Origin of the sequence: Paenibacillus cellulositrophicus, assembly GCF_009363095.1 — a bacterium.
Taxonomy (GTDB): domain Bacteria; phylum Bacillota; class Bacilli; order Paenibacillales; family Paenibacillaceae; genus Paenibacillus_AQ; species Paenibacillus_AQ favisporus.
In genome coordinates this window covers 2,786,858-2,801,266 of record NZ_CP045295.1, presented here as the reverse complement: position 1 = coordinate 2,801,266, position 14,409 = coordinate 2,786,858, and the positions used below count along the sequence as shown (strand labels likewise).

The following is a 14,409-nucleotide window of genomic DNA, read 5'->3' as shown; positions in this document are numbered from 1 at the left end:
GCGAAGCGAGTGGGAGGGCTTTTATTTGCTATCAAACCGACGGTTGGCGCAAATAGGGAAAAACGCCATAAGAAAAACGTCTATCGACGTACTTTCAAAGAAGACAGACCGCGGTTAGCTGAAGTTTTTCTTGCGATTATAGAATGGTTCAGCTTCGCTGAATTTTATAAATTGTATAATCTTCAAAAATAGGCGCCCGCCGGGAGAGAGCCTCTTGAAAAAAAGCCGTAAAAGCGTTAAGTTACTGAGTAATATAAAAACGTCCGTTTAAAAAGAGGGTTAGCGGAGTGAGGAGAGAACAAGAGATGAAAGATACCGGTAAGGAAACGCAGGCCCAGCCTTCAGCTGGGGCCGAAGGAGTCACCGTCATGAACGCTGAAAGAGAAAGCGCGGCAGACAAGCCCCGCACCGTCAGCATGGAGGATATTGTCCGGGCGCATCACGTGCTGCGGGAGGTTATCGTGCGGACGCCGCTGCAGCGGGACCCGGTCCTGTCGGCGAGATACGAATGCAACGTGTTTTTGAAAAGGGAGGATCTGCAGGTCGTGCGTTCCTTCAAGATCCGCGGGGCCTACAATATGATCCGCAGCCTGTCGCCGGAGGAGGTGGCGAAGGGGATCGTGTGCGCAAGTGCAGGCAACCATGCGCAGGGTGTGGCCTTTTCCTGCCATGCGCTGAATATTCACGGGAAAATCTACATGCCGAGCACGACCCCGAACCAGAAGGTGAAGCAGGTCAAGCGCTTTGGCGGCAGCAACGTGGAAGTCATTCTGACCGGAGACACGTTCGACGACGCCTACGCAGAGGCGATCAAGGCCTGCGACCGCGAGGGCATGACGTTTATCCATCCGTTTGACGAGCCTAAGATCATCGCAGGGAACGGCACGATTGCGATGGAAGTGATGGAAAGCCTGGATTCGGCTGCAGACCATGTGTTTGTCACCATCGGCGGCGGCGGACTGGCGGCAGGCGTGGCGACGTACATCAAGACGGTCAGTCCCGCGACCAAAGTGATCGGCGTCGAGCCGGAAGGCGCGGCATCGATGAGCGAGGCGCTGGCTCAGCAGGGCGTTGTCACCTTGGACGAGATCGACAAGTTCGTCGACGGAGCAGCCGTGAAAAGGGTGGGCGACACCCCGTACGACATCTGCTCGCGCCTGCTGGACGACGTCGTCAAAGTGCCGGAAGGCAAAGCCTGCACGGCCATCCTGGAGCTGTACAACGAAAATGCAATCGTCGTTGAGCCCGCAGGCTCACTGCCGGTTGCGGCGCTGGACCTGTACCGGGATGAAATCCGCGGCAAGACGGTCGTCTGCATCATCAGCGGCGGCAACAACGACATCGACCGGATGCAGGAGATCAAGGAGCGCTCGCTCATGTACGAAGGCATCAAGCACTATTTTATGATCAATTTCCCGCAGCGCTCCGGCGCGCTCCGCGAATTTCTGGAAGACGTGCTCGGGCCGGGAGACGACATCACCAACTTCGAGTATACGAAAAAGCACAACAAAGAGAACGGACCGGCGCTCGTCGGCATCGAGCTGAACAGCCGCGAGGATTATGAGCCGCTCATCGAGCGCATGAACCGGAAAGGTCTCAAATATACTGAGCTGAACAAGGATTCCAGCCTGTATAACATGCTGATTTAATAGAGCGGCCGATCGCCGGCGGCGGATGCTGATATTCTCGCCCCTTCGTGCACCGTGCCAACGTGGGAGCAATCCGCTTCCGCCCGCCAAAACTACAAAAAGGGAGACCCTGCAACCATCGCAGCGGTCTCCCTTTTCTATTTTTAAATATGACAAAGTATCAGCTTTGGAGAATGTACGTCGATAGACGATTTTTTATCCGGTTGATGATTCAGCCGATAAAAGTTTCGTCAGATGAACGAACGGCATTATTTCAGCGCGGAGTTGATGTAGTTCCGGACTTCCGGGGTCAGGGTGTCTTTGTTTTTGTTCACGACGTCAAGAAATCCCTTGATGCGTTTCAGGTAGCCGCTCGTGGTCGGGTTTCCTTTGCTGACAGCAGCTTCCAGCGCTGCTTTGGCCTTCGGATCGATTTTCTTGCTGTTATAGTCGAACATCGGCGTGTTGTTGAGGCCGTTCATGCTGATGGACAGGTACAGCTGGTACAGCGCTTTGACCTGGGTCACACGGTTGGATTTCGGATACGACTTCACGAATGCTTCCTGGGTCTGGGCACGCTTGATGACTTCCTGCCAGCTGATCGACAGCGCCGCGTCGTTGGCAAAGCGGTTTTTCGTCTCCGCCGTCATGATATCGATATAGCTCTTGATATCGTTGGTCACATAAGGGCGAACCTTCTGGAAGCGCGGGTAGTCCAGCACCAGGTAGAACATACCTTCAGCCGTTTCGAGACGATAGCCGCTGTCGCGGGCGCCTTTGAAGAGGGCTTTCAGGTTATTGTCGCTCGTCTTATTGATCAGGGAAGTCAGGTCGTCGCCCTGCTTCATCAGCTTCATGAGGCTGCGCTGTACATTGTCTTTGTAAAATTTCTGGTTCCACGCTTCCAGATTGGCGTTTTCGGCATTCTCCATCTTGAGGGCCATCAGCATCGCTTGATATGGTGTTACTTGATACATGTTTTTCTCCATGTAGGCCAGTGCTTCCGCCTGCTTCGCCGGTTTCTTCAGCAGCTCCATCATGTGGTTGTAAATGGCGTCGGCGTGCTTCGTTTTGGCCGAGACGGCGGCAGAAACTGCCGATTTGGTAGCGGCAGGCTGCGCGGTGGCTGCATGAACCGCTCCGGCTCCGGTTTGCAAGGTAAGGGCAATCATAAGGGCAGCGGCTGTGGCCGCGGTAACTGTTTTTTTCATAGGTGTGTTCAACCTCCTGTTTGGTATATGAACATATTACCCGAAGGTTGTTTCGCTTTGATCTCAACTTGTTTCCGACTTGTAAACTTTTAGCGATTGATTTTGGTGACAGGGGAATTTCACAGTACTCCATAGAACTAAATATCAGGGATTCGTATTTTTATTCACTTGTTTTGAATTTTTTGATACTCCATTAATCTACATACAACATATAACGTTTATGATGGATTTGATTTGCCGGCAGCAAGCACCCCAAAAATAACGTTAGGGAGCGATTGGCTTGAACCCTGAACCACAACAACCTTTAGAGGTTACCAATGCAAAATCAGCCTCACTCTGGGAGGTACTTCGCGTCTCCACCAAATTAGGCCTGACCTCCTTTGGCGGTCCGATTGCCCACCTGGGTTACTTCCATGACGAATACGTTCGGCGCAGGAAGTGGATGGACGAAAAAGCCTATGCGGATCTTGTGGCCCTCTGCCAGTTCTTGCCCGGTCCAGCAAGCAGCCAGGTCGGAATCGGGATTGGCATCCTCCGGGCGGGCCTGTGGGGCGGTGTGATGGCCTGGCTGGGCTTTACACTGCCTTCCGTGATCGTGTTGGTTCTGTTCGCCTTATTGCTTCAAGGTTTCGATATCGCCAATGCAGGCTGGATACATGGGCTTAAAATCGTGGCTGTCGCGATTGTAGCCCAAGCTGTGCTGGGCATGGGCCAAAAGCTGACCCCCGACCGGGCACGGATCACGATCGCCGTTGGCGCCGCTGCACTTGTGTTACTATGGCCGACAGCCTATACTCAAGTGCTCATCATTGCCGCAGCTGGAATACTAGGACTGTGGCTGTACAAAAAGGGTCCGAATCCTGGCATTCAGAGCCTGCGGATGCCGGTGAGCAAACCTTTCGCGATCGGCTGCCTTGTTTTGTTTTTCGGCCTGCTCGCTGCGCTGCCGCTCCTAAGACAAATATTTGACATCCAATGGCTGGCCCTGTTCGACAGCTTCTACCGCTCGGGGTCATTAGTATTCGGTGGCGGACATGTGGTACTGCCTCTGCTGGAGCGCGAGGTTGTGCCGACGGGCTGGGTAAGGCCGGAAGACTTCCTTGCCGGTTATGGGGCGGCGCAGGCCGTTCCCGGGCCGCTGTTTACTTTTGCAGGGTACCTCGGAGCGATGTCCGGCGGCATAACTGGTGCAATTATCGCGACAGTGGCGATCTTCCTGCCTGCTTTTCTGCTGGTTGCCGGAGCGCTGCCATTCTGGAACGGCCTTCGAAACAGCCCAAGGGTGCAAGGTGCGCTAATTGGCATTAACGCAGCTGTGGTCGGCATCTTGTTAGCGGCATTCTATGTTCCGATCTGGACGACGGCTGTTACGGCACCGGTTGATTTTGCCTTGGCTCTATTGTTATTTATCCTGCTTGTCTTCTGGAAGCTACCGCCTTGGGTTGTCGTTCTTGCAGGTGCGTTAGCCGGAATGATTATCGGATGGATATGAGTGGATCTTAGAGGCTGTCGTATATATAGCCAAAAACGAAAAATCCCCTTCGAGCAAGCGCAGCGCTGCCATTTAGCACCTGCCTGCTTAAAGGGGATTTTCGCTATGTTCGGGCTATCCGCAAATATTGGGCCAAGGCGCTTTGTGCAGCCAACCTCGTTTGCCGAATCAGCCTCTTCTTAGAAAGATAAAACGCAGCCCGGCCAGCCCAACCAATCCGATCACCAGGCTTACCCATGGGTTGACAGTGAAGACCGGCAGCATGGTCCGCATCGAGAACCCGATGATCATGACGATGATCAGGATGATCAAGTACACCCCGATCGCCTTTAAATCAATCTTGGGCTTGCCTGAGCCCTCATCGCTGCCTGGTTTATTCAGGGTCTTGGTGACGAGCTCGGTCAGCAGAATCGAGCCTGCGGCCAACACGATCAGCGCCAGCAGGCTGATCCGATTGATCGGTTCCCCTGCATAGCCGCTCCATTCGGCGACCAATCCGAACACCGCTTCGACCAAAAACAGAAATGTGAACGCCGCCCAAGGAATCATGATGTAGTAGGCGGCTCCCTCGATGGCTTTACGCTTCGGCAGCGCATCCGCGATGCTGCGGGCACAGGCCGCCGGATCTTCGCCATACAGCTGGGATGCCGTGCGGCCGGCTTCCTGGGCCTTCAGCACGTCCGAAGCCACTTCGAGCAGCTTCTTCTCGGCGTGCTGCCGGTCGGCCCGGGTGCTGCGCACCGCAATGATGACGTCCTCCACATAATCCCGGTTCGCCGGGGTCATGCTTTCGCGCAGCCTGTTATTTTCTTGAATCATTTGCTTGATCGTCATTCTGTACGCTCCTCCATATACCACAAGTATAGGAACAGCCCCGGCCGTTTGCAAGGCAGCCTTCAAGGGATACTGCCCCTCTATTCCTTGAAAAAGAGCATTTCATAGTGCACCGCCACATAGATGATGGCGATAATGACGCAGACAATCAGGACGATCGACAGCGGTTTTTCCTGGGCAAACGTCATGACATGGTCCCACATGGATGATCCATCCCCTCGCAAAAATGATAAGTAGACCTAGTTTCTGCCGAACGTCTGTTTTCCATGCAGGCAAGGGGGATATGAGGCGCAGCGATGGTCCATAGCAACGCTTCACAGCGACGCTCCACAGCCCAGCAGTTGTCTCCCGTCTCCCTCCATTTTGTGAACATTTAACGACCACCGAATAATCCGCCCGGCTGCGCGTGACAATAGGTCAATATGCACCAATTATTTAATCTGACCAGGGGGTGACCTTGTCGTGAGCGACAACTTTAAGCAGAAGTATGTGTGGGACAGCAAGAGCAGAGGATGGATCGTGGAAATGGCCGCGCTGGGGTCACTGAACGGGTCCGAAGCAGCGGCCGAACAGGCACGGACAAAGGGAGAAGAAGGCGGTCAGCTGTCTGTATCCGGGCAGCAGGCAGGGCAAGCGAATCGCATCAGCGATCACGAGCTTCGGGGCGTTGGCCCGGTTGATGTCGGCAACGGCATGCGGGGCGTAGGTCCGGCAGCCGAAGATAACGGGATTGGACCTCGGGCAGCGGGCGCATTCACGAGCGAAATGGCCGAGGAGCCGATCGAAGCTTACGGCTGGCTTAATGAGCCCGAGTCCAAGGAGGAACGCGGCAGCTGGCATCCGCAGAATGTGCTGGAAGTAAGTCCGGAGAACAGCCTGCTGACCGATTGGGAAGGCCGGGAGGAGACCCATTCGATGTTCCGCCGCAGTTACGAATAGAGGCATAAGCCGCTTTTTCAATTGACACTCTCCACCCCGTGGTGATAAGATAAATTCCGATATCACATTAAACTTATCGGAATTATCAATATATAAATTTTACGGGGACGGAGGAGTTATGATGGAGCGGAATATTACGATCCGGCACGAACAGGAGGAGCTGGCGGCGAGCCTGCATTATCCGGTGAAACAGGAAGGCAAGGAAGGCCGGTCCAAGGACCGCGTCCCGCTGGTGATCATCTGCCACGGGTTCGTCGGGAGCCGGATCGGTGTGGACCGGCTGTTCGTGAAGACAGCGCGGGAGCTGGCGCGGGAAGGATACATGGTGCTGCGCTTTGACTATGCCGGATGCGGCGAGAGCAGCGGGAGCTACGGGATGGAAGGGCTGGAGTCGATGATCGCCCAGACCCGGACGGTGCTCGATTACGGCATGAGCTGCGTGGATGTCGATCCGACGCGCGTCACCTTGATCGGGCACAGCCTGGGAGGCGTGGTGGCCATCCTGACGGCTGTCCGCGACCGCCGCGTCAAGAGCCTGGTGCTGTGGTCGTCGGTCGGATATCCGCTCAGCGATATTTTGAAAATCACCGGCAGAGACGTGTACGATACCGCGGTGAAATCCGGGTACTCGGATTACCTGGGCTATGACTTCACCCCGGGATTCTTCGACTCGCTCGGCCAGTACCAGCCGCTGCAGGAAGCGGTGAAGTTCGGCGGCGACGTGCTCATCATCCATGGAACGTCGGACGACACCATCCCGGTGGACTATGCGTTCCTGTATCAAAAGGTGTTCTGGATGCGCAACGAGGGGCGCTGCGATAAGGAGATCATTTTCCAGGCGGACCATACGTATTCCTCCGGACCTCACCGCAGACAGGTGATCCACTGCACGAAGGAGTGGCTGAACGACCAGGAAGCCGTTCAACAGGAATGGCAGCACTGGATGATCTAGAACGTTACGAGGTTCGGTTATCCCAGGCAGACAGCAGGCATGGTGGGCGTGGATAACGAGGCGGGGCGGCGATCCAAGGCAGGCGGGCGGACCGTATGTTCGGGCGGAAATTGGAAATCTCTCTGCATACACGGTACAATAGAAACAGCAACGTATACTGGCGTGTGGAGGTTGACATCGATGACATTACCAGCACTATTTGTAGCCCACGGTTCACCCATGCTCGCTTTGGAGGATCACGAGTACTCGCGGTTTTTGGAGTCACTGGGACGGGAGCTGCCTGCCCCGGAAGCCATCGTCGTCTTCTCGGCACATTGGGACAGTCCTGAGCAATCGATGACAGTGGACGAATCTCACGATACGATGCACGACTTTTACGGATTTCCTGAAGCGATGTACGAGCTCCGCTACCCGGCTAAAGGGTCGGCAGCCGTCACCCAAAGAATCGCCAGCTTGTTCGAAGCAGGCAACCTGCATTACGAGCCCGTTCTGGGACGCGGTCTGGACCATGGCGCCTGGGTCATCCTGAGCAAAATGTACCCGAACGCGGACATTCCGGTCATTGAGCTGTCCGTGGATTCACGGCGGTCACCTGAGGAGCAGTACGCCATTGGCGCGATGCTGAAGGAGCTGCGGCAGGACAACGTGCTGATCATCGGAAGCGGCGGCCTCGTTCATAACTTGCGGCTGATCAGTCAGACTGATGAACCGGAAGCCTGGGCGGTCGAATTCGACGAATGGATTGCCCGGAATCTGGAGACCTGGAACCTGAAAGAGCTGTTTAACTACGACAAAAAAGCACCGCATGCGCGCGAAGCCGTTCCGTCCTACGGGACCGAGCATTTTGCCCCGCTGTTCTACGCGATGGGCGCAGCGAGCGACGAGGCGAAGGCCAAACGGCTGATCCAGACGTACCAATATGGAAGCCTCAGCCTGAACTGCTGGATGTTCGGCGGGTCTTGACCCGATCGGAAGGCTTGCAGCAAGAATGCATTTTGAAGGGGGACCGGCGAAGCGCCGAAAGTCCTGTAAAATATAAACGAGCCGGCATCCTTGCCGGCTCGTTTCTTGTTTGAACGGGGGAACGTTCAAAAGCAGTATATGGGGAAAGCGGCGGTCCGCATCCGTCCATCCAGCCGTCCGCGGGATTCGCGCTTCAGCCGAGTGGACGGTGCTGGTTGCGAGCCGTCCGCTTGCTCCTGAAGTTAAGCGGCGCCCTTGCTCTTGCCATTCATGCCTGGTGCGGGTGCCGGCGTGGGATCCATGCCGTCATGATGCCGGTGGAACAAGCCGCGGAGGTAAGGCAGTACCCAGCGGTCCAGACCGATGCGGCCGGCGTTAGCGGCAGCGACGACGATGAACATTTCAAGCAGCAGCATTTGCGCGTTGGTGCTTACGGTGCCCGAGAAGAGGAACGCCGCGTTCATCACCATACCCATCAGGGCGGCGAAGGTGGTGAAGGTGCCGAGGATCAGCCCCAGGCCGACCAGCGTTTCGCCGAGCGGGATCAGGACGTTGAAGAATTTGACGCCCGGCAGGGCCGCGTGTTCCAGGAAGGCTGCCCACCAGCCTTGAACGGCCGGGTGATCACCGGTACTTTTGGCAATCGCTCCCTGCAGGAATCCGCCGGCATCGAAGCCTCCGGTCAGTTTCTCGATACCGCCTTTGATCCAGCTGTACCCCAGGTAGATCCGGACGATGGTCAGCAGCCAGCTTGCTACTTTGTGATTTCTAAGCCAATGGTTGAACATGATTTGTTCCACTCCTTTATTTTCTTTGGGATGTGTTGCTTGTGGAAGATGATCATCTTTGATGTCTTTATTATAAGTGAAAAATTTCACAACAACTGTGATATACATCACAGATCCAACAAAATACGAAAAAAGATTTCAGTTATGTTTAAGCTTTGGACGCTAAGCTGGATTTATCCGAAAAACGGGATGTTTTGGCAGTCGAAAAAATAAATAACCTTCAGTGTAGCCGTACCCGGATTACAATCCCTTGCGTGTCTCTCAGGTTATGCCTGAAGTCCACCGCAGTGTGTTCCGTCAATCTGCTTGGGATCAGGATCAAACGCCCGCTAATGCGAGTCCATCGGACCGCCAATCTGGCTGAAAACACAGACAGATGCCGCCCTTTTGTGATTAAATGGAAGGAAAGCATGTGTGGACGAGCCGCACGAAGACAGCAGGGGATGACCGGGAGTTTACGATGAAGGGATGAATCCAAGCGAATGAACGATACGTGGAGTCCAGGCTGGAGGAGGCTGGCAGGCACGCTGCTATGCCTGACGCTGAGCGGCGCGCTCTTGGCCGCCTGCACCGAGAAAGCGGCGGAGGCGCCGCAGCCGCCCGCCGCCGGGGAGCAGCAGCCGGCGCAGGACGAGCCGACGCCCGAGGAGACCGCACCGCCGGAAGCGGCGGAGCAGGAGCCGGCGGCCTATACGGCGCCGCTGACCGGGCTGCCGGTGGAGCAGCCGGCAGACAAGAGGCCGCTGGCGGTGATGATCAACAACGCGCCGGCGGCACGGCCGCAGTCGGGCCTGAGCCAGGCCGACATCGTCTATGAAGTGCTGGCTGAGGGCGGCATCACGCGGTTGATCGGCATCTTCCAGAGCCGGGGCGCCGAGGAGACGATCGGGCCGATCCGCAGCATCCGCCCGTATCTGATCGATCTGGGCGAGAGCTACGGCGGCGTGCTGGTGCATGCCGGGGGCAGCAACGACGCCTACGCGATCATCCAGCGCCAGCACAAGGAGGACCTGGACGAGATCAGCAACGCCGGGCCGTACTTTTGGCGCGACAAGAGCCGTAAAGCACCGCACAATCTGTATTCGAGCGAGGATAAGCTGCGCGAGGGAGCGGACAAGCGCGGATACGCGGAGCATGTGGAGCTGAAGTCGTATCCTTTTCACGAACCGGCGGACGACAGCGTTCCCGAGGGCGAGGACGCTGCGGGCGTCGACGTCACCTTTTTGCTCCAGAGCTATAAAGTTTCCTATAAATATGATACCGCCACCAAGCTCTATCAGCGCTTCATTAACGGCAAGCCGCATATCGACCTGAACAACAACGAGCAGCTGACCGCGGCGAACGTCATCGTGCTGGGTGCCGACCAGAAGGTGCTGGACGATGTGGGCCGGTTGGACATCGATGTATCTTCCGGCGGGAAGGCTGTGCTGCTGCAGCGGGGCAAGGTGCTGGAGGGCAAGTGGGTGAGCGCCAAAGGGGATGTCATCCGCTTTGTAAAAGACGGCCAAGAGGTGCCGCTCTACCCGGGAACCACGTATTTTAACATCGTGCCGAATGCGCCATCTTTCGACAACCATCTTCAGCTTCTCAAATGACGGAAAAATAGGGGAAGGATGGCGAATCCTTGCGGGAATTGTCACTCCACCGGATATTTTGGAAGGGAATGGGTAAGTTTAATATATAAATTCGGCAGCGAGTTTACATTGCATTAAAATTGAAAGCCGCTTATCTTTACAAACCGTAGGACGGATTGATAAGATAACAAGGGTTGTCATTCTCATGTTTTTGCGGTGTTTATGCAAACTTATGTAAAGGGGTTATCGTATGAGATTGAAGAAAAAGGACATATTTTTCCAAACCCTGGAGAATATGGCCGATACGATTGTGCAGGCTGCCGATTATTTCGCCCAGCATGTGGACAATCTGCAAGATGTGCTTGTTTTTGCCAACGAAATGAAGAGATTCGAGTCGCAATGTGACGATTACACGCACACGATTATTACAGAACTCAACAAGACATTCATTACGCCCATCGAACGTGACGACATCATGGACCTGACAACCACCATGGATGATGTGATGGACGGGCTGGAGGCCTGTGCTTCCCGTTTCGACATGTACCATCTCCCGGATCCGGATGAGTATATCGTGCAATTCGCGGAAATTCTCCGTCAGTCGGCTTATGAAATTCAGAAAGCGATCCACCTGCTGTCCCAGAAGAAGCTGCTGGCCATGCGTGAATATACGATCCGCCTGAACGACCTGGAGAACCAGGGCGACGAGCTGCTTCGTATTTGTATTAAAGAGCTGTTTGCGAAAGTGACCGATCCGATCGAGCTGATCAAGCGCAAGGAAATTTACGAACGCCTTGAGACGACCACCGACGCTTGCGAAGACGTGGCCAACATGCTGGAATCGATCATTATGAGCAACTCGTAAGGGGTTTTGGAGACACATGGAGACATCATTATTTGTACTTACCATAGTCATCATTCTGGCGCTGGCGTTTGACTTTATCAACGGTTTCCACGATACCGCGAACGCAATTGCCACGTCCGTATCGACACGGGCGCTGAAGCCACGGACGGCGATCCTTCTGGCGGCGGTCATGAACTTTGTCGGCGCGATTATGTTTACGGGCGTCGCGAAGAAAATCGGCGGCAGTGTCACCGACCCCTCGACGCTGAATAACGGGCTTGAAGTCGTCATAGCCACGCTGCTGGCGGCGATCATTTGGAACCTGGTCACCTGGTGGCTCGGCATTCCGTCCTCCTCGTCACACGCACTCATCGGTGCGCTGGCCGGAGCGGTTTACGTCGGAGCAGGCTCAAGCCATATCAAGTGGAGCGGCTTTACGGAAATTGTGGAAGGCTTACTGTTATCCCCTCTGATCGCATTTGTGATCGGCTATATCGTCATGACGATTCTGAAGTGGATCTTTGCCAAACGCAGCCCGCATACGGTCAATAAAGGCTTCCGATTCATGCAGATCATTACGGCGGCGCTGCAGTCGTTCACACACGGCACCAACGATGCACAGAAGGCGATGGGGATCATCACCCTGGCGCTGGTGACATCGGGCCGGTTGGAGACGCTCGAAGTTCCGCTCTGGGTTAAAATCGCTGCGGCGACCTCCATGGCGCTCGGCACGTCCATCGGCGGCTGGAAAATCATCAAGACGATGGGTACGAAAATTTTCAAAATCGAGCCGATCAACGGCTTTGCGGCAGACTTCTCGTCCGCTTCCGTCATCTTCACGGCAACGCTCCTGCACCTGCCAGTCAGTACGACGCACGCAATTACGTCTGCGATCTTAGGCGTGGGCAGCGCGAAGCGCTTTTCCGAGGTGAAATGGTCGCTGGCCGGAAGAATCGTCATCACCTGGTTCATTACCATTCCGATTTCAGCGGTGCTGGCGGGCATTATCTTTAAAATCTTTTTCTAATCTTGGTTAATCTCATATATATAGATGTACACATTTGGAGTAGAGTGGGGGCCAATCGTCAAAGGGTTGGCTTTTTTGTTGCGCAAAAACATCGCCGGCGTGACTTCATTCGAACGGATGCTGTACAATACTAAGATAGATCAGAACATACATATAAAGTGCTCCGCTTCTGCCGGAGCCGCAACATAAGCCGCTAGAGGGGAGCTTCGCTGAACGCCGATGATACGCACGCTTGCCATTACCCATACCCATGAGGTGCTGACGGGAATTTCGCTGGAAGAAGCCCGGATGGAGGACTATGCCTGGATGTGGGTGGATTTCAACGGTCCAACCGAAGAGGAATCCGCCCTTTTACATACGTATTTTCATTTTCACCCGCTGGCGGTCGAGGACTGCATGCATGTGCTGCAGCGCCCGAAGCTGGATATGTACGAGGATCTGCAGTTCTTCGTTCTGCATGCGCTCGATCCCGATACCCTCGGGGTGGATGAGGTGGACCTCTTCCTCGGGCACGATCTGCTCGTGTCCTTTCATCTCAAAGAGCTGCCGGTCGTCGACGACGCCTGGGAGCAGATCCTCCAGCATGCGCATGACCGCAAAATCTGGGCGCGCGGCCCGGTATCCTGCGCCTATACGATAATGGACCACCTGGTGGACCGCTATTTTCCGAGTTTGTACAAAATCGAGGATGAGCTGGCCGACCTGGAGAACCGCGGCGGCAAAGAGTCGGTCGAGGAGCTGATGAACCAGGTGTTCGACCTGCGCGGCCGGCTGCTGAAGCTGCGGCGGACGATCGTGCCGATGCGCGATCTGCTGTACCGGGTCGTCAACTCCCAGCATGTCCAGAACAACAGCGAGCACAAAGTGTATTTTGCCGATATTTACGACCATCTGCTCAAGCTGACCGACATGATCGAGGCGGACCGCGAAATGACCGCCGACCTGCGCGACAGCTACATCTCGCTCAACTCCAACCGGGCGAACGCGATCATGAAGACGCTGACGGTCATTACCGTCATCTTCATGCCGTTGACGCTCATCGCCGGCATCTATGGCATGAACTTCGTCAATATGCCCGAGCTTAACTGGAAGTATGGCTACCCCGCTGTCATGCTGCTCATGTTCTTGCTGGGGGCGGGCATGGTGCTGTGGTTCACGAAGCGCGGATGGTTCAAATAGGGGGAAGGACTATCTGGGATTGCGTCAGGCCAAGAGTGTGGCAGGGTAGAACGGGGCAATCGGCCAAGAGCAGGATAAAGTAGAACGGGCGACAGGACAAGAGAACGTATGGTAGAACGGAATGCGCCAGGCCAAGCACGGAAGTGGAGAGACTTCTGAGCAGGGACCTGGCGCTTGTATGTTCTTTGGGCATAATATGGTGGCGAAGAGGGAATCATCGTTATTCTTTCGGTAAAATGGGCGACATGAGGGTATCGATACTGTGAATGGTGAGTACGATAGGGCATGAGGTACGATATGGCACCGGTTCATGACACCGGCTCATCGCACCAATGAAGGCTTCGTTCGACGCTTAAACGGCAATGGAAGTGGATTTTTTGGCATCAGCTACGCTTCTTCTTGGATGTTTTTTTCGACGAGCTCTTCTTCGATGATGATTTTTTCTTGGAAGACGATTTCTTGGACTTCTTTCTCCGACGCGGTCTGTACTCACCATCATTGCTGCTGTTGGTTTTCCCTTTACCGAGACCCGCGAACAGCTTAAACATCGGGGCGATCTGCTGCATACCGGTCATCACCTTCTGGAATTTGCCGACGGAGTTCACAATGCCGTCGATGCCGCCGACCCGGTCGATCAGTCCCTTGAGGTCGCCGAGCTGGGCGAGGGAGAAGCCGGTTTTGGCGGTTTCGGCTGCTGCAGCGACCGGTGCGGCGGCTGCGGCTGCGGCGGCCGCGGGAGCAGCAGAGGCGGCTGCGGATACTGGCGGGATGATCTCGGCCGTACCTGCCAACCCTTCAGGTCCGTAATAAGGCGCAAACCCGGGAGCGCCGCCGGGTAACCCGCCGGGTGCTCCAAAGTCCGGATAGCCTTGAATGCCGGGATACGGGGACTGTGGATATGGGGAGGCAAATTCGTTCAGCGAGCGGTGGTCAGCTTTGGGCTTTGCCTTTGACTTATGGTAGTAATGCTCAGGCATG

Annotated in this window: 14 protein-coding genes; 9 read left to right on the top strand and 5 right to left on the bottom strand. The window is 55.3% G+C overall.

Features of this window, described 5'->3' with window-relative positions; all coding sequences use genetic code 11:
- Nucleotides 1-368 precede the first annotated feature (368 nt).
- The gene (ilvA, locus tag GCU45_RS12640) at nucleotides 369-1,649 is read left to right on the top strand and encodes a threonine ammonia-lyase IlvA (RefSeq protein ID WP_152403020.1); all 1,281 of its coding nucleotides are present in this window, start codon (nucleotides 369-371) and stop codon (nucleotides 1,647-1,649) included.
- 248 nt (nucleotides 1,650-1,897) lie between these two features.
- Here the strand turns inward: ilvA and GCU45_RS12635 are convergent, their stop codons facing one another.
- On the bottom strand, nucleotides 1,898-2,839 hold the full coding sequence (locus GCU45_RS12635; RefSeq protein ID WP_152399208.1) for a hypothetical protein: 942 nt from the start codon (nucleotides 2,837-2,839) through the stop codon (nucleotides 1,898-1,900).
- A 280-nt stretch (nucleotides 2,840-3,119) separates the two neighbouring features.
- On the opposite strand from GCU45_RS12635, the gene GCU45_RS12630 reads away from it, so the two are divergent.
- Nucleotides 3,120-4,331 (top strand): chromate transporter, encoded by a 1,212-nt coding sequence (locus tag GCU45_RS12630; protein ID WP_152399207.1) that lies wholly within the window; start codon nucleotides 3,120-3,122, stop codon nucleotides 4,329-4,331.
- A 168-nt stretch (nucleotides 4,332-4,499) separates the two neighbouring features.
- Here the strand turns inward: GCU45_RS12630 and GCU45_RS12625 are convergent, their stop codons facing one another.
- Together GCU45_RS12625 and GCU45_RS34385 are read right to left on the bottom strand one after the other, a co-directional pair.
- Entirely contained in the window at nucleotides 4,500-5,165 is a 666-nt protein-coding gene (locus tag GCU45_RS12625) for a DUF1129 family protein (protein ID WP_152399206.1), read from the bottom strand.
- A gap of 80 nt (nucleotides 5,166-5,245) precedes the next feature.
- The gene (locus GCU45_RS34385; RefSeq protein ID WP_256992987.1) at nucleotides 5,246-5,368 is read right to left on the bottom strand and encodes a hypothetical protein; all 123 of its coding nucleotides are present in this window, start codon (nucleotides 5,366-5,368) and stop codon (nucleotides 5,246-5,248) included.
- Between the two features lie 259 nt (nucleotides 5,369-5,627).
- Here GCU45_RS34385 and GCU45_RS12620 point away from each other — a divergent pair, with 259 nt between their 5' ends.
- The 3 genes from GCU45_RS12620 (at nucleotide 5,628) to GCU45_RS12610 (ending at nucleotide 8,019) form a co-directional block, all read left to right on the top strand.
- A complete protein-coding gene (locus GCU45_RS12620) occupies nucleotides 5,628-6,104 on the top strand; it encodes a hypothetical protein (protein ID WP_152399205.1) in 477 nt (158 codons plus the stop codon).
- Nucleotides 6,105-6,225: 121 nt separating this feature from the next.
- Nucleotides 6,226-7,056: an alpha/beta hydrolase gene (locus GCU45_RS12615; RefSeq protein WP_076176789.1), complete on the top strand. Its 831-nt coding sequence runs from the start codon at nucleotides 6,226-6,228 to the stop codon at nucleotides 7,054-7,056.
- 180 nt (nucleotides 7,057-7,236) lie between these two features.
- The gene (locus GCU45_RS12610) at nucleotides 7,237-8,019 is read left to right on the top strand and encodes a DODA-type extradiol aromatic ring-opening family dioxygenase (protein ID WP_076176788.1); all 783 of its coding nucleotides are present in this window, start codon (nucleotides 7,237-7,239) and stop codon (nucleotides 8,017-8,019) included.
- Between the two features lie 242 nt (nucleotides 8,020-8,261).
- Here the strand turns inward: GCU45_RS12610 and GCU45_RS12605 are convergent, their stop codons facing one another.
- The gene (locus GCU45_RS12605) at nucleotides 8,262-8,807 is read right to left on the bottom strand and encodes a DoxX family protein (RefSeq protein ID WP_105442486.1); all 546 of its coding nucleotides are present in this window, start codon (nucleotides 8,805-8,807) and stop codon (nucleotides 8,262-8,264) included.
- A 482-nt stretch (nucleotides 8,808-9,289) separates the two neighbouring features.
- Here GCU45_RS12605 and GCU45_RS12600 point away from each other — a divergent pair, with 482 nt between their 5' ends.
- From GCU45_RS12600 to corA, 4 genes are all read left to right on the top strand, one after another.
- Entirely contained in the window at nucleotides 9,290-10,402 is a 1,113-nt protein-coding gene (locus GCU45_RS12600) for a DUF3048 domain-containing protein (RefSeq protein WP_152399204.1), read from the top strand.
- Nucleotides 10,403-10,631: 229 nt separating this feature from the next.
- Nucleotides 10,632-11,246, top strand: coding sequence for a DUF47 domain-containing protein (locus tag GCU45_RS12595; protein ID WP_076176785.1), 615 nt, complete (start codon nucleotides 10,632-10,634; stop codon nucleotides 11,244-11,246).
- Between the two features lie 16 nt (nucleotides 11,247-11,262).
- Nucleotides 11,263-12,252 (top strand): inorganic phosphate transporter, encoded by a 990-nt coding sequence (locus GCU45_RS12590; RefSeq protein WP_076176784.1) that lies wholly within the window; start codon nucleotides 11,263-11,265, stop codon nucleotides 12,250-12,252.
- A gap of 219 nt (nucleotides 12,253-12,471) precedes the next feature.
- The gene (gene corA / locus GCU45_RS12585) at nucleotides 12,472-13,431 is read left to right on the top strand and encodes a magnesium/cobalt transporter CorA (RefSeq protein ID WP_076176783.1); all 960 of its coding nucleotides are present in this window, start codon (nucleotides 12,472-12,474) and stop codon (nucleotides 13,429-13,431) included.
- Nucleotides 13,432-13,814: 383 nt separating this feature from the next.
- Here corA and GCU45_RS12580 read toward each other — a convergent pair whose 3' ends face one another.
- The gene (locus GCU45_RS12580; protein WP_105442490.1) at nucleotides 13,815-14,408 is read right to left on the bottom strand and encodes a hypothetical protein; all 594 of its coding nucleotides are present in this window, start codon (nucleotides 14,406-14,408) and stop codon (nucleotides 13,815-13,817) included.
- Between the last annotated feature and the right edge of the window lies 1 nt (nucleotide 14,409).